The organism is Paramagnetospirillum magneticum AMB-1 (assembly GCF_000009985.1).
Taxonomy (GTDB): Bacteria; Pseudomonadota; Alphaproteobacteria; order Rhodospirillales; family Magnetospirillaceae; genus Phaeospirillum; species Phaeospirillum magneticum.
This window is the reverse complement of the sequence record NC_007626.1, coordinates 3,744,508-3,767,336: the sequence shown is the minus strand read 5'-3', so window position 1 is coordinate 3,767,336 and position 22,829 is coordinate 3,744,508. Positions and strand designations below refer to the sequence as shown.

Genomic DNA, 22,829 nt, shown 5'->3' with positions numbered 1-22,829 from the left:
TAATCCAGGCCGACGGAATTCCCAGGAGCGGGCCTTGCCTTCCTTTGATCTCAAGAACCCTGTTTGGCGCAAGCGGGCGACCCTGGCCGGCGGTCTGGCGGCGGCGGCCGGTCTGGCGTTCGCGCTGTGGCCCACGCCGCAGCCGGCTAAGACCGGCGGTCGGCCCGGCGGTCCCGACGGACGCCCGGTGGTGGTCACGGTGACCAGCGTCGCCCGGCGCGACATGCCCATCTATCTCGACGCCATCGGCACGGTGCAGGCCTATAACACCGTCACGGTGCGCTCGCGGGTCGACGGCGAACTGGTGGAGGTCCTGTTCAAGGAGGGCCAGGACGTTCATGCCGGCGACGTGCTGGCCCAGATCGATCCCCGCACCTACCGCGCCCAATACGAGCAGGCCCTGGCCACCCGCGACAAGGACAGCGCCCAACTGGAGGCAGCCAAGCGCGATCTGGCCCGCTATGTCAGCCTGGGCGACCGCGTCTCGGGCCAGAGCGTCGATACCCAGCGCGCCCTGGTGCGCCAGCTGGAGGCCACGGTGCGGGCCGACGAGGCCTCGGCCTCCAATGCCAAGACCATGCTGTCCTATACGGTGATCGCCGCGCCCATCGACGGGCGCACCGGCATGCGGCTGGTGGATCGCGGCAACATCGTGCGGGCGTCGGACGCCACCGGTCTGGTGACGCTGACCCAGGTGCAGCCCATTTCGGTGGTCTTCACCCTGCCGCAGCAATCCCTGGCGGCGGTGAACGAGCAGTTGCGCCTGGATGGCAAGCTCGCGGTTCAGGCCCTGCGGCCGGAAACCCGGGCGCTGGCCGACACGGGCGAGCTGGAACTGGTGGACAACCAGATCGACCAGACCACCGGCACCATCAAGCTGAAGGCGGTGATGCCCAACGCCGAGCGCAAGCTGTGGCCGGGCGGCTTCGTCAACGTGCGGCTGCTGCTGTCGACGCGCAAGGACGGGCTGGTGGTGCCGGCCCAGGCGGTGCAGCGCGGCCCCCAGGGACCCTATGTCTTCGCCGTCAAGGAGGACCGCACCGTGGAGATGCGCGCGGTCAAGGTCGCCACCGTCGAGGCGGGCCAGGCCCTGGTGGACGAAGGACTGGCCGAGGGTGACACCGTGGTGGTGGAGGGCACCGCCAAGCTGCAGCCCGGCGCCCGCATCAGCACCGGCGACAAGGCCGGCGAGGGCCAGGGGCAAGGCCAGGGTCGCGGTGAGGGAAAGGGCCGCGCGGGCAGGCCGCAATGACGCCCGGAATCCGGCCCAGAACGCATGACCCTGTCATCCTGACGACCAACGGGAGGAAGGATCTCGTCCTGGTCCGGCCCGTCAGAATCGGCACCGTCCCTCCAGGCGGGGATTCCTCGCCTGCGCTCGGAATGACAAAATCCTGTGAGGCCAACCGGTCATGAACGTCTCGGCGCCTTTCATCCGCCGCCCCGTCGCCACCTGGCTGCTGGCCTTCGCGGTGGTGCTGGCCGGCATCCTGGGCTTTCGGCTGCTGCCGGTCTCGGCCCTGCCCCAGGTGGATTTTCCCACCATCCAGGTGACCACCCAACTGCCCGGGGCCAGTGCCGAGACCATCGCCACCCTGATCACCACGCCGCTGGAGCGTCAGTTCGGCCTGATTCCCGGTCTGGCGGTGATGACCTCGACCTCGTCCCAGGGCACCAGTGCCCTGACCCTGCAATTCGACCTGTCCAAGAGCATCGACGTCGCCTCGGAGGAGGTCCAGGCGGCCATCGACGCGGCTCGCGGCGTGCTGCCCACCCAGTTGCCCTACCCCCCGGTCTATTCCAAGGTCAATCCCGCCGATCCGCCGATCATGACCCTGGCCCTGACCTCGGACAGCTTGCCCATCACCCGGCTGAACGACGTGGCCGACACCCTGCTGGCCCAGAAGCTCAGCCAGATCGGCGGCGTCGGCCGGGTGCTGATCGAGGGCGGCCAGCGCCCGGCGGTCCGCGTGCGCATGGACCCGGCCCGTCTCGCCGCCTACGGCCTGTCGCTGGAGGACGTGCGCTCCGCCCTGTCCAAGGCCAATGTGGACATGCCCAAGGGCAGCTTCGACGGCGTGGCCCAGGCCCTGTCCATCGGCGCCAACGACCAAATTTCCGATCCCCTGGCCTATCCCGCTCAGGTGGTGGCCTGGAAGAACGGCGCGCCGGTGCGGGTCTCCGACTTGGGCGACGTGGTGGAGGGCGTGGAGAATTCCCGCGTCGCCGGCTGGTTCGACGGCAAGCCGGCGGTGATCCTCAACATCCAGCGCCAGCCCGGCGCCAATATCGTCGCCACGGTGGACCGGCTGCAGGCCAAGCTGCCGGAACTGACCCGGGTCGTCCCCACCGGCGTCAAGGTCTCGGTCCTGGCCGACCGCACCGAGACCATCCGTGCCTCGGTGGCCGACGTGGAGTTCACCCTGGTGCTGACCATCATCCTGGTGATCGGGGTGATCTGGGCCTTCCTGCGCTCGGTGCGTGCCACCCTGATTCCGGCGGTGGCGCTGCCGCTGTCGCTGATCGGCACCTTCGGGGTGATGGCGCTGGCCGGGTTCAGCCTGGACAACCTGTCGCTGATGGCGCTGACCATCTCGGCCGGCTTCGTGGTCGACGACGCCATCGTGATGATCGAGAACATCGTCCGCTACATCGAAAAGGGCATGAAGCCCCTGGATGCCGCCCTGGCGGGGTCCAAGGAGATCGGCTTCACCATCGTGTCGCTGACCGTCTCCCTGGTGGCGGTGTTCATTCCCCTGCTGTTCATGACCGGCATCGTCGGCCGGCTGTTTCGCGAATTCGCCCTGACGCTGGCCGTCGCCGTGGTGGTCTCGGCGGTGGTGTCGCTGACTCTGACTCCCATGATGTGCGCCCATCTGCTCAAGGGCGGGCACGAGGAGGCCAAGTCCGGGCGCTTCTTCCTGGCGTTGAGCCGTGCCTATGCCCGCTCCCTGGACTGGGTGCTGGGCCATCAGGCGGCGACCCTGTGGGTGGCCTTCGCCACCCTGGCCCTGACCATCGGCCTTTACGTCTTCATGCCCAAGGGCTTCCTGCCCACCCAGGATACCGGACTGATCGTCGCCACCACCGATGCGCGGGCCGACGTGTCGTTCTCCACCATGATGGACATGCAGCGCCGGGTGTCCGAGCTGGCGCGCACCGACGCGGATGTCACGGCGGTGGCCTCGTTCATCGGGGCGGGTCCCATCAATCCCACCGCCAATACCGGCCAGATGACCATCGTCTTGAAGCCTCGCAAGCAGCGTTCTGCCTCGGCCGAGCAGATCATCGCCCGGCTGGCCGAGAAGGTGTCGCCGGTGGCGGGCATGGAGGTGCATTTCCGCCCGGCCCAGGACATCCAGATCAGCCATCGGACCAGCCGCACCCAGTACCAGTACACCCTGACCGACATCGATGCCGTCGAATTGGCCCAATGGGTGCCGCTTGTGGTGGAGCGGCTGCGCGCCTCGCCGCTGCTCACCGACGTGGCCACGGATTCCCAGGAAGGAGGGCTGCAGGCCGACATCCGCATCGACCGCGACAAGGCGGCGCGGCTCGGCGTGCTGCCCCAGGCCATCGACGACACCCTCTATGACGCCTTCGGCCAGCGGCAGATTTCCACCATCTATTCCCAGGTCAACCAGTACAAGGTGGTCCTGGAGGTGACGCCCGAATACCAGGGCGGGCCGGAGGCGCTGGGGGCGCTGTATGTGCGCTCCTCCTCCGGCGCCCTGGTGCCGCTGTCGGCGGTGGCCTCGGTGACCCGGGCCAGGGTGCCGCTGCTGATCACCCATCAGGGCCAGTTTCCGGCGGTGACCATCAGTTTCAACCTGGCCTCCGGCGCCTCGCTGGGTGCGGCGACCGCCGCCATCGACGCACTGCAGCACGAGATGGGCATGCCCGAGACCATCACGGGGGAATATTCCGGCGACGCGGCCGAGTTCCGCCGCGCCCTGGACAGCCAGCCCTGGCTCATCGTCGCCGCCATGGTGGTGATCTACATCGTGCTGGGCGTGCTGTATGAAAGCACCATCCACCCGGTGACCATCATGTCCACCCTGCCGTCGGCGGGCATCGGGGCGCTGCTGGCGCTGCTGGTCACCGGCCACGACCTGTCGCTGGTGGGCCTGATCGGCATCGTGCTACTGATGGGCATCGTCAAGAAGAACGCCATCATGATGATCGACTTCGCCATCGAGGCGGAGCGGCACGAGGGCTTGAATCCCCGCGATGCCATCGTCAAGGCCAGCCTGCTGCGCTTTCGGCCCATCATGATGACCACCATGGCGGCGCTGCTGGGCGCCATTCCCCTGGCCATCGATGCGGGCACCGGGTCCGAGTTGCGCCGCCCGCTGGGCATTTCCATCGTCGGCGGACTGGTGCTCAGCCAGCTGATCACGCTGTACACCACGCCGGTGATCTACCTTGCCTTCGAGCGGTTGAAGCGGCGCTTCGTGCCCGCTGCCGCTCCGGCGGAGTAGGGGGGATGGACGGCGGCTTCTCCGCCATCTTCATCCGTCGTCCGGTGGCGACCCTGCTGCTGGCGGTGGGGCTGTTCCTCACCGGCATGGTGGCCTTCGACCGCCTGCCGGTGGCGCCGTTGCCCAAGGTGGATTTCCCCACCATTGCCGTCTCGGCCCGCCTGCCCGGCGCCGATCCCGCCACCATGGCCGCCACCGTGGCGGCGCCGCTGGAACGCCGCCTGGGCGAGATTCCCGGCGTGGCCGAGATGACCTCGACCAGCACCCAGGGCTCGACCTCCATCACCGTGCAGTTCGATCTGGACCGTTCCATCAACGGCGCCGCCCATGACGTGCAGGCCGCCATCAACGCCGCCGCCTCGGAGCTGGCCGTCGACCTGCCGTCGCCGCCCACCTACCGCAAGATCAACCCGGCGGAATCGCCCATTCTGATCCTGGCGGTGACCTCGGACTCCCTGACCTCGGCCAAGGTGTTCGACGCCGCCGACGCCATCCTGGCCAGCCGCATCTCCCAGGTGGACGGGGTGGCGCAGGTGTCGCTGTCGGGGGCCGAGAAGCCCGCCGTGCGGGTCCGGGTCAATCCCGGCCAACTGGCGTCCATGGGGGTGGGGCTGGAGGATGTGCGCACGGCTCTGGCTCAGGCCAATGTCAACACTCCCAAGGGCTTCCTCGACGGCGCCACCGAGGCCATGAGCATCAATGCCAACGACCAGCTGTTCACCGCCAGCGCCTATGCGCCGCTGATCGTCAAATCGTCCAACGGCGCCATCGTGCGGCTGTCGGCGGTGGCCTCGGTGGTGGATTCGGTGGAGAACACCCGCCTGGGCGGCTGGTTCAACCGGGACAAGGGCGTGCTGATCATCATCAGCAAGCAGCCGGGCGCCAACGTGGTCGAGACGGTGGACCGCATCAAGGAGATCCTGCCCCAATTGCGGCGCTGGATGCCGGCCGGCACCAAGGTCTCGGTGGTCTCGGACCGCACCATCAACATCCGCGGCAATCTCGACGACGTGGAGACCACGCTGGCCATCTCCATCGGGCTGGTCATCATGGTGGTGTACCTGACCCTGGGCCGGATGACCCCCACCGTGGCCGCCTCGGTCACCGTGCCTTTGTCCCTGGCGGCCACCTTCGCCTTCATGTGGCTGGCGGGCTATTCCCTCAACAACATCTCGCTGATGGCGGTGACCATCTCGGTGGGCTTCGTGGTCGACGACGCCATCGTGATGATCGAGAACATCACGCGCCACATGGAAAAGGGCGAGGGGCCGCTGGAGGCCGCCATCAAGGGATCGAAGGAGATCGTCTTCACCGTCGTCTCCATCACCCTGTCCCTGGTGGCGGTGTTCATTCCCCTGCTGTTCATGGGCGGCATTCTGGGCCGTCTGTTCCGCGAATTCGCCGTGACCCTGTCGGTGGCCATCATCGTCTCGGCGGTGGTGTCGCTGACCGTGACGCCCACCCTGTTCGGCCATCTGATGGTCCGGGCCAAGCCGCGCCCGCTGTCGGGGCTGGCCAAGGCGGGCGACACGGCCATGGTCTGGCTGGAACGCGCCTACGAGCGCACCCTGGCCCGCGCCCTGGCCCATCGCTGGCTGATGCTGGCCGTCACCCTGGGCACGGTGGGGCTGACGGTGTTCCTGTACGGTCAGGTGGCCAAGGGGTTCTTTCCGCCCCAGGACACCGGTCTGGTCTTCGCCAGCGTGGAGGGCCGGGTCGATATCTCGTTCCGCTCCATCTCCGAGCGCCAGCAGAAGGTGGCCGAGGTGATCCTGTCCGATCCGGCGGTGGAGGGGCTGGGCTCCTTTGTCGGGTCGGGGGGCGGCCCCGGCGGACAGGGCAATACCGGGCGCATGTTCATCAGCCTGAAGCCGCTGGGCGAGCGCAAGGATTCCGCCCAGGATGTCATCAACCGCCTGCGGCCCAAGCTGGGCCGGGTCGAGGGCGTCTCGGTGTTCCTGATGGCGGGCCAGGACATCCGCATCGGCGGCCGCATGGGCAAGGCCCAGTTCCAGTTCGTGCTGTGGAGCGAATCCCTGGAGGAACTGCGCCAGTGGACGCCGAAGCTGGTGGAGCGCCTCAAGGCCGAGCCCGGCCTGCTCGACGTCTCGTCGGACCAGGACGCGGCCATTCCCCAGATGCAGGTGGTGGTCGACCGTGACGCGGCGGCCCGGCTGGGCGTTTCCATGACCGATGTGGATCAGGTGCTGCAGAACGCCTTCGCCCAGCGGCAGGTCTCGACCATCTATACCCAGCGTAACCAGTACAAGGTGGTCCTCGAGGTGGACCCCCGTTTCCAGGAGGATCCGTCGTCGCTGCATCTGCTGTGGGTCAAGTCCAATGACGGCCGTCAGGTGCCGCTGGAGTCCCTGGCCCGCTTCGAGTCCTCCACCGCGCCGGTTTCCGTCGCCCACCAGGGCCAGTTCCCGGCGGCGACGCTGACCTTCAATCTCGCGCCGGGGGTTCCCCTGGGCGACGCCGCCATCCGCCTGCAGGCGGCGGCGCGCGAGATCGGCCTGCCGGCCGGGGTGCGCTGGGAATTCGCCGGCAACGCCAAGGTCTTCGCCGAATCCCTTCGGGACCAGCCGGTGCTGATCGGCGCCGCCCTGCTGGCCATCTACATCGTGCTGGGCGTGCTGTACGAGAGTCTGCTGCACCCCATCACCATCATCTCCACCCTGCCCTCGGCGGGGATCGGGGCGCTGCTGGCCCTGATGGGTACCAATACCGAGCTAACGCTGATCAGCGTCATCGGCGTGTTCCTGCTGATGGGCATCGTCAAGAAGAACGGCATCCTGATGGTCGACTTCGCCATCGAGGCCGAGCGCAGGGGCGCCCAGCCCCTGGAGGCCATCCTGGAGGCCTGCCGCACCCGCTTTCGCCCCATCCTCATGACCACCCTGACCGCGCTGCTGGGCGCAGTGCCCCTGGCCCTGGCCTCGGGGCCGGGGGGAGCGTTGCGCCGGCCCCTGGGCATCGCCATCGTCGGCGGGCTGCTGCTGTCGCAATTGCTGACGCTGTACACCACGCCGGTGGTCTATCTCTGGCTGGCGCGCCTCTCGGCGTGGCGCAAGGGCCGCAAGGCGGAGGCCGCGGCGTGAGGGCGGCCTCAGCCCAGCTCATCCTCGCCGGTGGCGGCGAGGCGGGCCAGCCGGGTCACCGTGGTGGGGTGCACCCCCAGCTCGCGGGCGATGGAGGCGGCGGTGCGGCCGCCGGCCAGTTCCCCGGCGATCAGCGCGATGCGCGCCGGGTCCAGCTTGCGCGGGCGGCCGGGCCTGGCGCCGGACAGGGCGGCCTCGTACAGGCCCGCATTGCGCCGCTCGGCCAACTGCCGGCTTTCGAACTCGGCGAAGGCGGCCAGCACGTTGCGCGCCGCCGGGACCGAGGTGTCGATCTTTTCCAGCACCAGCCGCAGGGTGGCGCCGCGTCCGTGCACATGGCGCGAGACGCGCAGCACCTCGCTCACCGAGGGGGCCAGATGGGCGATGGAGGGCGACACCAGCACGTCGCCATTGCTCAGCGAGGCCAGCAGCACGGTGCGGGCTCCATAGCGTCCCACCTCGTCGGTCTCGATGCGCAGGCAGCGCTCGGCCCGCAGGACGGCGGTGGGAGCCGCCTCTTCGCCGCCATCGATCTTGCGGAAATAGCCGACGATCATGATTCAACCGTATCCCTGTGCATGGGGCCGGATGGTAGCGGCTTTCCCCAGTCTGTCCACATGTTTCGCACGGTCTTTTCGCAAGGTCAGGGCGGTGGCGCGCTGACTTGTGTCGCCATGTGTCGGCCTGGATTTGTGCGGGCTTACAAATTATGCAGTGATATTTTGCGATGCCCCTGTGAACGGGGTGTAACGGCTGTCGCCAGGACTTGTTTCAACTCCATCAACAGGCCTTCAAGGTTGAATCTCTGGAGTTGCGGCACGATGCCCCGCCGGGATGCGAGGCCGCCGTCCCGAGGACCGGCCCGGCCCGGACGGCACCGGCGTTTCCGGCAGCCTGTCCACATATTATGCATGGTAATTATGCGAGGCGAGATGGCCGCCGCCGGCCGACCGCGATCGCAGCCCCGGCCGGTAGAAATGCCGGAATTCGGCTTTTGCAGCGATATTTTGCAGGGCAGACGTGAATGCCTTGTAACCGGGACACGACGCTTCCGTTATCGTAATATCAACAGCGCCGCGCCGGGCCGCCAGGAGATCCAGACGTGACCAGAAAAGCCCTTTCCGCCCTTGCCCTCGTCGTGCTGTCGGCCTGCTCGGTGGGTGACGAGTATGTGCGCCCCCCGGCGCCGCCGCCGGCCCAGTGGAAGAACGCGGCCCAGGGCAATGTCTGGCCGGGGAGCGACTGGTGGCGGCAGTTCAATTCGCCGCGTCTGGACGAATTGATGGCGCGGGCCCGGACCGCCAATTTCGATCTGGCCGCCGCCACGGCGCGGGTGCGTCAGGCCGATGCCCAACTGGGGGTGGCCGGGGCGTCGCTGTTGCCCTCGCTGTCCGCCTCGGCCGGCGAGACCCGGGCGCGGGCGTCGCGGGCGGCCAGCACCACCACCACCACCAAGGCGCGGCACACCAGCACCACCAGCGCCACCCTGACCGCCAGCTACGAGATCGATTTCTGGGGCAAGAACGCCGCGGCGGTCGACGCGGCCCAGGCCGCGGCCGAGGCGTCGCGCTTCGATTTGCAGACGGCGGTCCTGACCGCCCAGTCGGGGGTGGCCACCACCTATTTCGAGATCCTGGGCCTGCAGGAACGCATCCGGCTGGTCAAGGAATCCATCGCCAATTCCGAAGGCATCCTGGCGGTGTTCAGCGATCGCCAGCGGGCGGGCACCGCCACCTCGCTGGATGTGGCGCAGCAGGAAAGCGTGCTGGCCACCCAACGGGCGACCCTGGCGCCGCTGGAGCGCCAGATGCGCCAGGACTACAACGCCCTGGCCATTCTGACCGGACGCATGCCCGAGGAATTCGCCCTGGTGCCCGAGACCCTGGGCGGCCTGGCCGTGCCGGTGGTGGGGGCGGGGCTGCCGTCGGAACTGCTGGCCCGGCGGCCCGACGTGCAATCGGCCGAGGCATCCCTGCGCGCCGCCAACGCCGATATCGCGGCGGCCCGCGCCGCGTGGTTTCCCGCCATCTCGCTGACGGGGCAGGGAGGCTTTCAGAGCCTGGACCTGCTGAAGATGATGACGGCGCAAAGCCTGCTGTGGTCAGTGGCCTCCACCGCCACCCAAACCATCTTCGACGGTGGCAAGATCGCCGGGACGGTGGAGCAGAAGCGCGCCCGCTTCGAGGAACTGTCCCAGACCTACCGCAAGGCGGTGGCTTCGGCCTTCTCCGACGTGGAGAACGCCCTGATCGCCGTGGAGATGGCGGTCGAGGAGGTGGAATCCCAGCGCCGCGCCGAGGCCACGGCACGCCGCGCCTTCGAGATCGCCCAGGCCCAGATGGCCGGCGGCATCGTCGACGTCACCACCGTGCTCAACACCCAAAAGACCCTGTTCTCGGCCCAGGATGCCCTGGCCCAGGCCCGGCTGTCCCAGATGCAGGCCATCGTCGGCCTCTACAAGGCCTTGGGTGGCGGCTGGCAGGCGGGGAAGTGATCGACTGAGTCGATTTCAAAAACAGCTTTAACTCGTTTCATTCGATCAGTTTGTTTCTGTAGGGTTTCTCCATCGGATCACACCAAGGAGATGACCCCAATGGCCTTCAACCCCGCATCCCCCACCATCGCCAATCTCGAAGCGGCCTTCGCCGGCGAGTCCATGGCCAACCGCAAGTATCTCTACTTCGCCCGCCGGGCGCGCGAACTGGGCGCCGTCGAGGTGGCCGAGGTCTTCGAGCGCACCGCCGAGCAGGAGACCATGCACGCCTTCGGGCATCTTGAACTGCTCTATCCCAAGGCCGAACTGACGGTCGAGAAGATGTTGCAGATGGCCATCGACGGCGAGACCTACGAGTACACTGAGATGTACCCCAAGTTCCGTCATCTGGCCGAGCAGGAGGGCAACAAAGCCGCCGTCGCCGAAATGGACGGGCAGATCGCCGAGTCCAAGGAACACGCCGAGCGCTTCGCCAAGATCCTGGCCACCGCCGCCAAGCGCTTCGCCGCCCTGGCAAAGGTCGAGGAAAAGCATGCCGGCCACTACCAGGCCACCCTGGACGCCCACAAGGGCTGAGCGGCAACGCAAGGAGACCGATGATGAGCGATGATCAAATCTGGATCTGTGTGATCTGCGGCCTGGTCTATGACCCCGTCCTCGGTCTGCCCGAGGACGGCATCCCCCCGGGCACCGCCTTCGAGGACATTCCCGACGACTGGTCGTGCCCCGATTGCGGCTGCTCCAAGGCCGATTTCGAGCCCCATAGCGAAGCCGCCTGGATCCCGCCCAAGATGGCCATCTGAAACGGCCAACCCCGCCTGAGCCCCAAAACCAAGGAGGACCCGATCATGAAAAAGTATGTCTGTGTCGTGTGCGGCTTCGTCTATGACCCGGCTGTGGGCATGCCCGATGACGGCATCGCGCCTGGAACCCCCTTCGAAGCCATTCCCGACGACTGGTCTTGCCCCGATTGCGGCGTGTCCAAGTCGGACTTCGAAGTCCAGGAGGACTGACCCATGGAGACCGCCGCCACCCAAAACGGCGTGGTTATCCTCGGCAGCGGGCTGGGGGGATATACCCTGGCCCGCGAGTTGAGGAAGCTGGACGCCAACGTCGCCATCACCATCGTCACCGCGGATGGCGGGGAATCCTATTCCAAGCCCATGCTGTCCGCCGCCTTCGCCCAGGGCAAGGACCCCACGACCCTGGTGCAGAAGAGCGCCGGCCAGATGGCGGCGGATCTATCGGCCACCATCCTGGTCCGCCACCGGGTCGCCGCCATCCGCCGCGACGCCAAGGCGGTGGTGCTGCGCCGTCCCGACGGCGGCGAGGTGGAGCTGGGTTATGGCCGGCTGGTGCTGGCCATCGGCGCCGATCCCCGGGCCTACACGGTCGAGGGCAGTGAGGCTGCCCGCATCCGCACCGTCAACGACCTGGACGACTACGCCGACTGGCGCGCCGCGCTGGGCGCCGGCGGGCGGGTCCTGCTGGTGGGCGCCGGGCTGATCGGCTCGGAATTCGCCAATGATCTGGTGGGAGCCGGGTATGGAATCACCGTGGTCGACCCGGCGCCCTGGCCGCTCGGCCGCCTGCTTCCCCAGGCGCTGGGCGAGGAGATGGCCAGGGCGCTGGGCGCGGCGGGGGTGACCTTCCACCTGGGGCGTTCGGTGGCCCGGTTCTCGGCGGGGCGCGCCGTTCTTGACGACGGCACCGAACTCGCCTTCGACCTGGCGCTGTCGGCCATCGGGCTGGTGCCGCGCATCCGGCTGGCGGCCGAGGCGGGGCTGAAGGTGGAGCGGGGCATCGTGGTCGACCGGACCTTGCGGACCTCGGACCCGGCGATCTTCGCCATCGGCGATTGCGCCGAGACTCCCGCCGGGCCGTTGCCCTTCGTTCTGCCGCTGATGGCCGAGGCCAAGACCCTGGCCGCCACCCTGGCCGGGACCGAGACCGAGTTGAAGCTGCCCGCCCTGCCGGTGGTGGTCAAGACCCCGGCCCTTCCCATGGCGGTCTGCCCGCCCCCTCCCGGCGCGGCCGGCGAGTGGGTGGTGGAGGGCGAGGGCCGCGACCGCAAGGCGCTGTTCGTCTCGCCCGGCGGCAAGGCCTTGGGCTTCGCGCTGTCCGGCACCCGCGTCAACGAGCGCCAGAGCCTGGCCAAGGAGATGCCTGACCTGTTGTGACAAAGCGCAAATGATGCTTTTCTTGGCGGTACCAACAAACGTATTAGGGGGACCATTCCGATGAAGCTTCAGCTTGCCGCCTTCGCCGCAGCCTTGGCCCTGGCCGGTACCGCTCTGGCCGCCGAGCCGCCGGCCGCTTTTTCGGCCTGCAAGACCTGTCACAAGGTGGAAGCCGGCGCCAACGGCATCGGTCCCAGCCTGCACGGCGTGGCCGGGTCCAAGGCCGGCACCGCCGCGGCGGGATTCAAGTACTCGCCGGCTCTGACCGGCTGGGGCAAGTCCTGGGACGACGCCAATCTGGCGGCCTACATCGCCAATCCCAAGGACACCATCCCCGGCAACAAGATGGTGTTCGCCGGCCTCAAGAACCCAGCGGACGTCTCCGCCATGGTCGAGTACCTGAAGACCCTGAAGTAGTCGGGCGACGCGGGGGCGGATCTACCGCCCCCGCGCTTCCTCGGCCGCGTGGGCGGCGGCGGCGCGGGCGTGATGCCCCGCCACCATCTTGCGGATCACCACGTAGAAGATGGGCGTGAACACCAGCCCGAAGGCGGTGACGCCCAGCATGCCGTAGAACACGGCGGTGCCCAGGCTCTGGCGCATTTCGGCGCCCGCCCCAGTCCCCGCCACCAGGGGCAGCACGCCCAGGATGAAGGCCAGCGAGGTCATCAGGATGGGCCGCAGGCGGGTGCGGCCGGCATGCACCGCCGCTTCGATGCGGTCCATGCCTTCGGATTCCGCCTGTCTTGCGAACTCGACGATCAGGATGGCGTTCTTGGCCGCCAGCCCGATCAGCACGATGAAGCCGATCTGCGCCAGGATGTTGATGGGCAGACCCCGGATGATCAGGCCGGTGACGGCGGCCAGCAGGCACATGGGCACGATCAGCACCACGGCGGCGGGCAGCGACCAGCTTTCATACTGGGCGGCCAGCAGTAGGAAGACGAACAGCACCGAGGCGGCGAACACGAACAATCCGTTGTTGCCGGCCAGCAATTCCTGCAGCGCCAGCTCGGTCCACTCGAAGCCGAATCCCTCGGGCAGGCGCTCGGCCGCCAGGGCTCGCATCTGCTCCAGGGCATAGCCGCTGGCATAGCCCGGCGCCGCCGACCCCTGCACCTCGGCCGCCGGGAACAGGTTGTAGCGCGGCACGCGGTACGGCCCGGTATCGAAGCGGAACGAGGACACGGCGCCGATGGGCACCATCTGGCCCTTGTCGTTGCGGACCTTGATGTTGGCGATGTCTTCCACTTCGTTGCGGAAGGGGGCGTCGGCCTGGGCGGTGACGCGGAAGGTGCGGCCCAGATAGTTGAACTCGTTGACGAAGGCCGAGCCGAGATAGACCTGCAGCGCCTCGGACACCCGGTCGGTGGGCACCCCCAGCATCTGGGCGCGCACCCGGTCGATGTCGGCGTAGACATTGGGCGTCCGGGTGTTGAACAGGGTGAAGATACCCTGCAGGCCGGGAATCTTGTTGGCCTCGGCCGCCATGTCCAGCGCCACGTCCTCCAGCGCCTTGGACCCGTGCCCGCCCTTGTCCTGCAGCATCATCTTGAAGCCGCCGGCGGTGCCGATGCCGCGCACCGGCGGCGGGGCGATGGTGATGATGAAGGCGTCCTGGACCGTGGACAGGCGCTTTCTCAGGTCGGCCATGATCACGTTGGCCGACAGCCCCTGGGCATAGCGCTCCTCGAAGGGCTTCAAGGGCGTGAAGATGGCCGCGCCGTTGGAGGCGTTGGTGAAGGTGGCGCCGTCCAGGCCGGCGAAGGCCAGGGTATGGGCCACGCCGGGGGTCTCGGCCATGATGGCGGCGACACGCTTGACCGCCGCGTCGGTGCGCGACAGCGAGGCGCCGGGCGGCAACTGGACCACGGTGATCAGATACCCCTGGTCCATCTCGGGAATGAAGCCCTTGGGGGTCTTGACGAACTCGACCCCGGCGGCGCCGATCAGCCCGGCATAGAGCAGCAGCATGATTCCCGACTTGCGGACCACCGAGCGGGTCATGCCGCCATAGCCGCCGGCCAGCCGGTCGAAATTATGGTTGAACCAGGTGAAGAAGCGGGCCACCTGGCGGCGCCAGCCGGTCTCCTCGTGGTGGTCCAGCGGGCCGTGGCCGCGGAACAGCAGGGCGCACAGCGCCGGCGACAGGGTCAGCGACACGATCAGCGAGATCACCGTCGACGCGGCGATGGTCACCGCGAACTGGCGGAAGAACTGGCCCGAGATGCCGGGGATGAAGGCGGCGGGAATGAACACCGCGCACAGCACCAGGGCGATGGAGATCAGGGCGCTGCCCACCTCGTCCATGGTCTGGTGGGCGGCGGAACGGGCGTTCATGCCGTCCTTCATGTTGCGCTCGACGTTCTCCACCACCACGATGGCGTCGTCGACCACGATGCCCACCGCCAGGACCAGCCCGAACAGCGACAGGTTGTTGAGCGAATACCCCATGGCGCCCAGCACCGCGAAGGTGCCCACCAGCGACACCGGGATGGCGGCCAGCGGGATCAGCGAGGCCCGCCAGGTCTGCAGGAACAGGATCACCACGAAGACCACCAGGATGACCGCCTCGAAGATGGTCTTGATCACCGCCTTGACCGACTGGGCGATGAACTGGGTGGGGTTGTAGGCGATGGTGTAGGAGACGCCCGAGGGGAAGGTCCTGGACAGCTCCTCCACCTTGGCGATGACCCGCTCGGCGGTGGCCAGGGCGTTGGAGCCGGGGCGCTGGAATACCGCCACCGGCACGGCGTTGTTGCCGTTGAGATAGCCGTTGACGCTGTAATCCTGGGCGCCCAGCTCGATGCGCGCCACGTCCTTGAGGCGCACCACCCGGCCCGAGGAATCGGCCTTGACGATGACCTCGCCGAACTGGGCGGGGTCGAGCAGGCGGCCCTGGGTCTGCACCGAAAGCTGGAAGGCGCCCTGCTTGGGCACCGGCGGCTGGTCCAGCACGCCGGCGGCGATCTGGACGTTCTGGGCCTGCAGCGCCTTGACCACCTCGCCGGCGGTCAGGTTGCGCGCCGCCGCCTTGTCCGGGTCGATCCACACCCGCATGGCGTAATCGCGCGCGCCGAAGATGCGCACCTCGCCGACGCCGTCCAGGCGGGCCAGCACGTCGATCATCTGCAGCGTGGCGAAATTGGACAGGTACAACTGCTCGCGCGAGCCGTCGGGCGAATTGACGTGCACCACCATCAGCATGTCGGGCGAGTTCTTGGCCACGGTGATGCCGATGCGCTTGACGTCGTCGGGCAGGCGGGCGGTGGCGATGGCCACGCGGTTCTGCACCAGCACCTGGGCGGTGTCGAGATTGGTGCCGAGAGCGAAGGTCACGGTCAGCTTCAGGTTGCCGTCGCCGGTGGCCTGGCTGTTCATGTACAGCATGTTCTCGACGCCGTTGATCTGCTGCTCCAGCGGCGTGGCGACGGTGTCGGCCACCACCTGGGCCGAGGCGCCGGGATAGGAGGCGCTGACCACGATGGTGGGCGGCGCGATCTCGGGATACTGGGCCACCGGCAGGGCGAAATAGGTGATGGCGCCGATGATGGTGATCAGCACCGACACCACGGTGGCGAAGATGGGGCGGTCGATGAAAAAGTGGGACAGGCGCATGGCGTGGGTCCGATCCCGCTATTCGATCTTGCCGGGCTGGGCGGAAACCTTGGCGCCGGGCCGGGCGCGCATCAGCCCGTTGATGATCACCTGGTCGTCGGGGGCGAGGCCGTCGCGGATCACCCGCAATTCGCCGTCCTTGGGGCCGAGAACCACCGGCTTGGGCACCACCGTCCCGTCCTTGACGGTCATCACCAGCTTGCGCGCCTGGTCGGTGACGATGGCAGTGTCGGGCACCATCAGGCTCGTATAGGGAACCGAGGTGGCGAGGCGGACCCGGCCGAAGGCCCCCGACGGCACTTGGCCCTCGGCGTTGGCCAGGACGGCGCGGGCGCGGATGGTGCCAGTGCCCTTGTCGATCTGGTTGTCGACGAAGTCGAGCTTGCCTTCGCGCGGCCAGCCGGTCTCGCTCATCAGCCGCAACTGCACCGGCGTGCCCACCGCGTTGCCGCGCTTGGCCTGGGCCAGGTAATCGGCCTCGGTCAGGTCGAAGGTCACGTGGATGGGGTCCTGGGAGACGATGGTGCTGAGCAAGGTGGGCGAGGCCACGGTGGGGCCGCCGGTGACCAGATTGCCGATACTCACCTGCTTGGCGCCGATCCGGCCCGAGATGGGAGCGGTGACGCGGGTGAATTGCAGGTTCAGCTCGGCGTCGCGGACGGCGGCGCGGGCCGCCTCCACCGTGGCGCCGGCGCCACGCGATTCCTCGGTGCGCTGGTCCAGGGTACTCTCGGCGACGAATTCCTTGCGGTGCAACTCGCCGGCCCGCGACAATTGCCGCTTGGCGTATTCCTTGGTGCCCATGGCCTGGTCGAGCTTGGCCCGGGCCGAGGCCAGGGCGATCTCGTAAGGCCGCGGGTCGATGACGAACAGCAGGTCGCCCTTGTTGACCAGCTGGCCGTCGGTGAAGTGCACTTCGGTCAGGTAGCCGTTCACCCTGGCCCGGATCTCGACGTAATCCACGGCGGCGAACTGGCCGGTGTATTCGCTCCAGTCGGTGATGGTGCGGCTGGCGGGCGTGGCCACCGTCACGGCGGGGCCGGCGGGCGGCGGCGCGCCGGCCGGTCCCGACGAGGTGGACGAGAACGAGACCACGCCCGCCGCCACGCCGGCCAGCGCCAGTCCGCCCAGCAGCAGGACGGGAAGCGGAAGCTTGGGACGACGCGGTTGATGGTCCATGGGTCCGGTCTCGTTTCGGCGGGTGTGTCGGGAAATCTCGGTCATGCCGGACGGCGGGCAGGGAGGTGCCGCCAAGCTAAACTGAACGGTTTGGTTTTAGCGAGTGGTGGGGGCGGAGGTCAATAGGCAGCGCTGATGGGCCGCTGATGCAGGGGTATGGTGCCATGGTTGTTAGACCAACCATCCGCATGTATTCTTTTGCGCATGAACGAGCAGCAGCCGGAACCGCCCTCCAAGGCGCCATCGCAAGGCGCCGGCCATGACGTGGCGGGTCTGACCCGGCCGGGCAATTCCTGGCGGGCCCGCTTGCTGGCGATGGTGGTGATTCCCTGTCTGGCGGCGCTGACCATCTGGCAGGCGGTGGGCTCGTATCGCAAGGAAATCGCCGATACCAAGCATCTGGTCGAGGCGTTGACCCGGGTCTCGGAAGAGCACATCGCGGGCGTGATGCGCAGCATCGATCAGTTGCTGTCCGAGATGGAGGAGGTGGCTCCCGACGGGCGGGTCGCCGACCCGCAGCGCGCCCTCGCCGCGCTCGCCAACCGCATGAAGTTCATCCCCGAGATCCGCAGCGCCGTGTTCATCGATGCCCGGGGGGTCATGGTGGCGGGGACCATGCCCGGCATGGCGGGCACCGATGTGCATGACCGCGAGTACTTCAAGGCCCTGGCCGAGAATCCGACGCTTCCCATTTTCATCAGCGCACCGCTGCAAAGCCGCGTGGTGACGGGAAACAGCATCATCGCGGCCCGTCCCATCCGCACGGAGGACGGCCGGCTGGCTGGCATGGTGGCCGTTTCGGTCGATCCCAAGATCTTCGAGGACGAATTGCGCTCGGTCCTGCCCAGCGACGGCGGGCGCGCCACCTTGCTGCGCGAGGACGGCATCATTTTGGCCCGGCTGCCCAACAGCGACGCCTGGCGCGGGGTCTCGGTGGCGAAGGGGGCCGTGATGGCTCACCTGGCCACGGCGCCGCGGGGAACGCTTCTCGGAACTTCTGCCACCGACGGCCACGAACGGGTGATCGCCTATCGCCGGCTGGAGAAGCATCCGCTGGTGGTGGCGGTGGGGATGTCGCTGACCGAGGTCCTGATGACCTGGTCCCGCGACACGGCGCTGCAGGGCGGCGCGACCTTGCTTCTGGCCCTGGTGACCTTTGGTCTGGCCATGGTGTCGGACCGGAGGCTGGCCGAGCGCCAGCGTGTCCAGCAGGCCCTGGCCGCCAGCGAGGCTCGCTACCGCATGCTGACCGAGCACTCCCCCGTGGGGGTGTTCCAGGCCGATGCCGAGGGGACCTGCCTTTATGCCAACGAACGCTGGCTGGAACTGGCGGGCCGGGGACGAAGCGAACTCCTGGGGGAGAAATGGTGCCAGGTGGTCCATCCCGACGACCGCGAGGCGGTGGCGGCTCTATGGCGCGGCCATGTGAACGGCCAGGGCGAGTTTCTGGCGGAGATGCGCCTGATGCGCGGCGACGGCGCCATCCGCTGGGTGCGCGGCCACGCCGCGGCGCTGTCGGTGGAGGAGGGGCCCGCCGGCGGGCTGGTGGGGACCATCGAGGACATCACCGCCGCCAAGGAGGCCGAGCGCCGTCTTCGGCTGTCGGAGGAAAAATTCGCCAAGGCCTTCCGCGCCAGTCCCGACGCCATGGTGATCTCCCTGACCGAGGACGGGCGCTATATCGATCTCAATGACGCTTTCGCCGACATGTTGGGCTATTCCCGCTTGGACCTCATGGGGCACACCGCCTTGGGAATGGGCGTCTGGGCTGACCCCGAGGACCGGGCCAGGCTGGTGGAGGCCGCCCGCCGCGACGGGCAGGTGGTCAATTTCGAGACCCGGCTGCGCCGCAAGAACGGCGAGGTCTTCGACACGCTGATCGCGGTGCAGAAGGTGGTTCTCGACGACCTGGACTGCCTGCTGTTCATATGCCGCGACGTCAGCGAGCGCAAAGCCATGGAGGCCCGGTCCCGGGAACTGCTGGTCAGGCTTGATGCCTCCAACAAGGAACTGGAGCAGTTCGCCTACGTCACCTCCCACGATCTGCAAGAACCGCTGCGCATGATCGCCGGCTATGCCCAGTTGATCGAGCGGCGCTATCGCGGGCGGCTGGATGACGATGCCGACGAGTTCATCGCCTTTCTGGTGGATGGCGCCAAGCGCATGCAGGCCATGATCCGCGATCTGCTGGAATATTCCCGGGTCGAGCGGCTGGGCGGGCAGTTCGAGTCCTTTGGGATGGGCGAGGTGCTGGACGACGTCATGGCCAATCTGGGGGCGGCGCTGACCGAGACCGGGGGCCGAATCGAAGTCGGTCCCATGCCCCAGGTCACCGCCGATCGCTCCCAGATGCTGCGGCTGTTGCAGAACCTGATCGGCAATGCGCTGAAATATCGGTCCCCCGATCGCCAACCCGTGGTCACGGTCACGGCCGAGCCGGGGGCGGGGGGCTGGGTCATCTCGGTGGCCGACAACGGCATCGGCATCGAGCCCGCTTATTTCGACCGCATCTTCCTGGTTTTCCAGCGCCTGCACACCCGCGAGCATTACGACGGCACCGGCATTGGGCTGGCGATCTGCAAGAAGATCGTCGAGCGCCACGGCGGCCGGATCTGGGTCGAGTCCGAGCCTGATCGGGGCAGCGTTTTCCGCTTTTCCCTTGCTGAAACCCAGGGTTAATTTTCTGCCTACGGCTTTGCGATGTGCCGTACCTCTCAGCTTTTCTTGCAAATAACTGGGTGGGGTGGCTCGGCCTTTTGAGGTCGATCAATGATAAGTATGTGACCTGTTGTGCTTATTGCTGACTATTTCTGATCTCGCAAAGATACTGTTGCTCAATGTTGTGGGGTTGCGTCGATATTTTATTGTATTTTGTTCGGCCTCTGGTCGGTGTGTTCTGCTGTTGTTGCTTCGCTTCGTGGGGTTTGCCTTGCTTTGCGGCGGCAATAATTGCGTAAGGTGAACGCTGTATATTGACCTTTTCTCGTAAAACATCGTATCATGCAGAGTGGTGCGAAGTGGCTGTCGCGCGCCGACGGTGGCGTGTGGCCGAATTTTGAGAAGAGGGTGGCATGGCGCCTAGAGATGAACGGCCTTCCAATTCGGGGGGTGAGGTCGGGGCCGGTGCAAAGGGCGTCGAGGGAAGCCATGGGGGGGGCGTGAAGCCACAGCCGGCCACCATCATCGAAGCCGCCGGCCTCTCCAAGATCCTGGTGCCGGGCGGCAATCTTCTGGTCGACGCGGAATACGTCCGTCAGGGCAGCGATCTGGTGCTGGTCGGCGCCGATGGTTCCCGCGTGGTGATCAAGGGTTATTTCGGTTCGGAAAATCCGCCGCCGCTGCTGAATGATTCGGGGGCGGTGATCGACGCCGCCCTGGCTGGCAAGCTGGCCGGGCCGCTGGCGCCGGGCCAATATGCCCAGGCGGGCGGCGGGTCCGGCGCGACCGCCATCGGCAAGGTGGAAACCCTGAACGGGACGGTCAGCGTCAAGCACGCCGACGGCACCACGTCCGAGCTGCACAAGGGCGACAACGTTCTGGAGGGCGACGTCCTGCAGACCGCGCAGGGCAGCGCCGTGGGCGTGACCTTCGCCGACGGGACCACCATGTCCCTGGGCGAGAAGGGCCGTCTGGTCCTCGACCATCTGGCCTATGATCCCGGCGCCAAGACCGGCGACGCGCAGATGTCGCTGGTGTCGGGCTCGTTCGCCCTGGTCTCGGGCCAGATTGCCAAGGCGTCTCCCGACGCCATGTCGCTGAAGACGCCCACCATGACCGTCGGCATCCGCGGCACCGGCGTGGCCGGCAACGGCAACACCATCGCCATGATGGCGGAAAAGAACGGCGTGACCGGCGAGGTCAGCGTCACCTCGTCGTCGGGTCAGACCATGACCCTCAACTCGGCCGGCGCGGCGGCGGTGATGTCGGCCACCGGCACCATGGTGGCGCAGCAGATGTCGCCGCTGCAGGTCATGCAGGTGGCGGGCAATGCCGGCGCGGCGCTGCCCAACGCCGCCAATTCGCTGGCCGCCGCCTTCAACGCCGCCGCCCAGGCGGTGCAGCAGCAGCTTCAGCAGCAGCAACAGCAGCAGGTGCCGCCGCCGCCCCCCATAACGCCGCCCGCCACCGGTCAGCAGGGGGCCACCGCCGCGGACCAGATGAAGGCCCTTCAGGAGGCCATGGTCCAACAGGTCACCAAGCAGGTTCAGGGCCTGAAGGAGGCTTTGGTCGGGCTGGTCAAGGATGCCCGCGACGCCGGGATCAGGGTGGCCGAGCAGGTCTTCCACGACCTGGTGAACAATACGGCGGCCAAGGAAGCCGCCGCCGCCGCCCAGGCCCAGTCGGATTTCGCCCAGGTACTGGCCGACCGGCTGGTGGTGATCGATCATGCCACCAAGGCCCAAACCGCCGCGACCGGCGGCGATACCTATACCGCCACTTACGAACTGGCTCTGGCCAAGGCTGCCCTGACCCAGCTGACCACGGATGCCGCCAAGGTCACCGCCGATGGCAGCGGGCAGGGAAGTGAGGCGCTGGCCTGGGTCACCGCCCTGACCACGGCCAACGACAAGAGCAGCGTGACCCCCGTCACCGATGCCAATGCCAAGTACAGCACCGCCGAAGCCCTCGTTAACGGCCTTAACGACACCAATGCAGCCGGCTGGAGCGATGGCTCGCTGATCACCGCTCGCGGCCTGAAGGACGCCGCCCTGGCCAGTGATACCGCCCTGCTGCCCGGTCTCAAGGCCTTGGCCGAAGCGGCCATTACCTCTGCCCATCAGGCGCTGCTCAATATCGAGACGCCGCTGGTCAACGCGGCGTCCGCCGAGGCGGCCTTTACCGTACAGGCCGGCGGCCTGCTGGACGTTGTGACCAATTACCTCAACGCTGCCAAGGCGTTGATCACCACCATGCCGACCGATTGGACCGCCGATCAGGCCTATTCCGCCCTGACCGCCGCGTCGGCCGCGGGTTTGACCGGCAAGGTGCTGGATCTTTACAACGCGCTGCAGCAGGCGGACGCCAGCGCCAATCCCCTGGTGGTTCTCTGGCACGACGCGGTGGCGGACATCCAGGCCGGCTATGCCGCCGCCAAGGCCGATTACGAAACCGCCGCCCAGGCTTTGACCGATGCCCGCACTGCCTACCAGACGGCACAGGCAGCCTCGGTCACCGCCGCCAGCAACTACGCCACCCAGCAAGATACCGTTGCTACGGACTCGGCCCTGGACGGTTCCGCCATTGGTGCCGAGCGCGCCGGCGAGGCGGCCTGGCAGGCCAAGTTGGAGGCCATCGCCAGCGCAGCTCTGACCACGGTCAATTCCGCCCTGACCTCCGCCACCTCCGCCGCCGGCCGCGCCACCGCCGACGCGGCCACCGCCTTGGCCAATGCCTCGGCCACCGGCTTCAATGCGGCGTCGGCGGCCAAACTGGCCGCAGACGCCGAAGTAACCTCGGCTTTGAGCGCCCAGACCTCGGCGGCCAACGCGGTCACCGACGCTCTGAAGGTTCTCCATTCCCTGGGCATCGGTACCGACGGCAATGCCTGGACCGGCGTCGATGCCAACGTGACCCAGGGCCTGCCGTCCAACTTCACCAGCGCTCTCAGCACCAATCAGGCGGCGGTGACAGCCGCGCGCCAATCCGCCTTGGGGACCTATCAGCAGGCAACCGCGGTCAAGGCCCAGGTCGACCAGCAGGTGGCGGTGGCACAGCAGGAAGACGCCATCGCCATTCAGGCCATGACCCAGGCCCAGGCGCTGAAGCAGCAGCTCGA

At 67.6% G+C, this 22,829-nt stretch carries 15 protein-coding genes (1 of these 15 running past the window's edge); 12 read left to right on the top strand and 3 right to left on the bottom strand.

Annotated elements, in window-relative coordinates:
• Positions 1–34: 34 nt before the first annotated feature.
• The 3 genes from AMB_RS17375 (at position 35) to AMB_RS17365 (ending at position 7,582) form a co-directional block, all read left to right on the top strand.
• Positions 35–1,252, top strand: coding sequence for an efflux RND transporter periplasmic adaptor subunit (locus tag AMB_RS17375; RefSeq protein WP_148207468.1), 1,218 nt, complete (start codon positions 35–37; stop codon positions 1,250–1,252).
• Positions 1,253–1,412: 160 nt separating this feature from the next.
• The gene (locus tag AMB_RS17370; RefSeq protein WP_043745014.1) at positions 1,413–4,481 is read left to right on the top strand and encodes a multidrug efflux RND transporter permease subunit; all 3,069 of its coding nucleotides are present in this window, start codon (positions 1,413–1,415) and stop codon (positions 4,479–4,481) included.
• Positions 4,482–4,486: 5 nt separating this feature from the next.
• A complete protein-coding gene (locus tag AMB_RS17365; RefSeq protein WP_011385793.1) occupies positions 4,487–7,582 on the top strand; it encodes an efflux RND transporter permease subunit in 3,096 nt (1,031 codons plus the stop codon).
• Between the two features lie 8 nt (positions 7,583–7,590).
• On the opposite strand, the gene AMB_RS17360 is transcribed toward AMB_RS17365, so the two are convergent.
• Positions 7,591–8,139 (bottom strand): recombinase family protein, encoded by a 549-nt coding sequence (locus tag AMB_RS17360; protein ID WP_011385792.1) that lies wholly within the window; start codon positions 8,137–8,139, stop codon positions 7,591–7,593.
• Positions 8,140–8,514: 375 nt separating this feature from the next.
• On the opposite strand from AMB_RS17360, the gene AMB_RS25765 reads away from it, so the two are divergent.
• From AMB_RS25765 to AMB_RS17330, 7 genes are all read left to right on the top strand, one after another.
• Positions 8,515–8,688 (top strand): hypothetical protein, encoded by a 174-nt coding sequence (locus AMB_RS25765; protein WP_158303985.1) that lies wholly within the window; start codon positions 8,515–8,517, stop codon positions 8,686–8,688.
• Positions 8,685–10,076, top strand: coding sequence for an efflux transporter outer membrane subunit (locus tag AMB_RS17355; protein ID WP_011385791.1), 1,392 nt, complete (start codon positions 8,685–8,687; stop codon positions 10,074–10,076). Before AMB_RS25765 ends, AMB_RS17355 begins: the two co-directional genes overlap by 4 nt.
• Positions 10,077–10,175: 99 nt before the next feature.
• Positions 10,176–10,652 carry a rubrerythrin family protein gene (locus AMB_RS17350; RefSeq protein ID WP_011385790.1) on the top strand — a complete coding sequence of 159 codons (477 nt, stop codon included), beginning with the start codon at positions 10,176–10,178 and terminating at the stop codon, positions 10,650–10,652.
• Between the two features lie 23 nt (positions 10,653–10,675).
• Positions 10,676–10,879 (top strand): rubredoxin, encoded by a 204-nt coding sequence (locus tag AMB_RS17345; protein ID WP_043746901.1) that lies wholly within the window; start codon positions 10,676–10,678, stop codon positions 10,877–10,879.
• Between the two features lie 45 nt (positions 10,880–10,924).
• On the top strand, positions 10,925–11,089 hold the full coding sequence (gene rd, locus AMB_RS17340) for a rubredoxin (protein ID WP_011385788.1): 165 nt from the start codon (positions 10,925–10,927) through the stop codon (positions 11,087–11,089).
• A 3-nt stretch (positions 11,090–11,092) separates the two neighbouring features.
• A complete protein-coding gene (locus tag AMB_RS17335; protein WP_011385787.1) occupies positions 11,093–12,256 on the top strand; it encodes an NAD(P)/FAD-dependent oxidoreductase in 1,164 nt (387 codons plus the stop codon).
• A 60-nt stretch (positions 12,257–12,316) separates the two neighbouring features.
• Positions 12,317–12,673, top strand: coding sequence for a c-type cytochrome (locus AMB_RS17330; protein WP_011385786.1), 357 nt, complete (start codon positions 12,317–12,319; stop codon positions 12,671–12,673).
• A gap of 21 nt (positions 12,674–12,694) precedes the next feature.
• Here AMB_RS17330 and AMB_RS17325 read toward each other — a convergent pair whose 3' ends face one another.
• Both AMB_RS17325 and AMB_RS17320 read right to left on the bottom strand, forming a co-directional pair.
• Positions 12,695–15,874: an efflux RND transporter permease subunit gene (locus AMB_RS17325; protein ID WP_011385785.1), complete on the bottom strand. Its 3,180-nt coding sequence runs from the start codon at positions 15,872–15,874 to the stop codon at positions 12,695–12,697.
• A gap of 18 nt (positions 15,875–15,892) precedes the next feature.
• Positions 15,893–17,053: an efflux RND transporter periplasmic adaptor subunit gene (locus tag AMB_RS17320; RefSeq protein ID WP_011385784.1), complete on the bottom strand. Its 1,161-nt coding sequence runs from the start codon at positions 17,051–17,053 to the stop codon at positions 15,893–15,895.
• A gap of 204 nt (positions 17,054–17,257) precedes the next feature.
• Between AMB_RS17320 and AMB_RS17315 the strand changes: the two genes are divergently transcribed.
• Entirely contained in the window at positions 17,258–19,732 is a 2,475-nt protein-coding gene (locus tag AMB_RS17315) for a PAS domain S-box protein (protein ID WP_043746899.1), read from the top strand.
• A 479-nt stretch (positions 19,733–20,211) separates the two neighbouring features.
• Positions 20,212–22,829, top strand: the 5' portion of a protein-coding gene (locus AMB_RS17310; RefSeq protein WP_043745011.1) for a LamG-like jellyroll fold domain-containing protein. The gene runs 26,083 nt beyond the window's last position; the window shows 2,618 of its 28,701 coding nt (coding positions 1–2,618); its start codon is at positions 20,212–20,214; its stop codon lies off the right edge, out of view.

Coding starts and splice junctions, on each gene's coding strand:
- AMB_RS17370 (WP_043745014.1), top strand. CDS start 1,413: ATGAACGTCTCGGCGCCTTTCATCCGCCGCCCCGTCGCCACCTGGCTG.
- AMB_RS17365 (WP_011385793.1), top strand. CDS start 4,487: ATGGACGGCGGCTTCTCCGCCATCTTCATCCGTCGTCCGGTGGCGACC.
- AMB_RS17360 (WP_011385792.1), bottom strand. CDS start 8,139: ATGATCGTCGGCTATTTCCGCAAGATCGATGGCGGCGAAGAGGCGGCT.
- AMB_RS25765 (WP_158303985.1), top strand. CDS start 8,515: ATGGCCGCCGCCGGCCGACCGCGATCGCAGCCCCGGCCGGTAGAAATG.
- AMB_RS17350 (WP_011385790.1), top strand. CDS start 10,176: ATGGCCTTCAACCCCGCATCCCCCACCATCGCCAATCTCGAAGCGGCC.
- AMB_RS17345 (WP_043746901.1), top strand. CDS start 10,676: ATGAGCGATGATCAAATCTGGATCTGTGTGATCTGCGGCCTGGTCTAT.
- rd (WP_011385788.1), top strand. CDS start 10,925: ATGAAAAAGTATGTCTGTGTCGTGTGCGGCTTCGTCTATGACCCGGCT.
- AMB_RS17335 (WP_011385787.1), top strand. CDS start 11,093: ATGGAGACCGCCGCCACCCAAAACGGCGTGGTTATCCTCGGCAGCGGG.
- AMB_RS17330 (WP_011385786.1), top strand. CDS start 12,317: ATGAAGCTTCAGCTTGCCGCCTTCGCCGCAGCCTTGGCCCTGGCCGGT.
- AMB_RS17325 (WP_011385785.1), bottom strand. CDS start 15,874: ATGCGCCTGTCCCACTTTTTCATCGACCGCCCCATCTTCGCCACCGTG.
- AMB_RS17320 (WP_011385784.1), bottom strand. CDS start 17,053: ATGGACCATCAACCGCGTCGTCCCAAGCTTCCGCTTCCCGTCCTGCTG.
- AMB_RS17315 (WP_043746899.1), top strand. CDS start 17,258: ATGAACGAGCAGCAGCCGGAACCGCCCTCCAAGGCGCCATCGCAAGGC.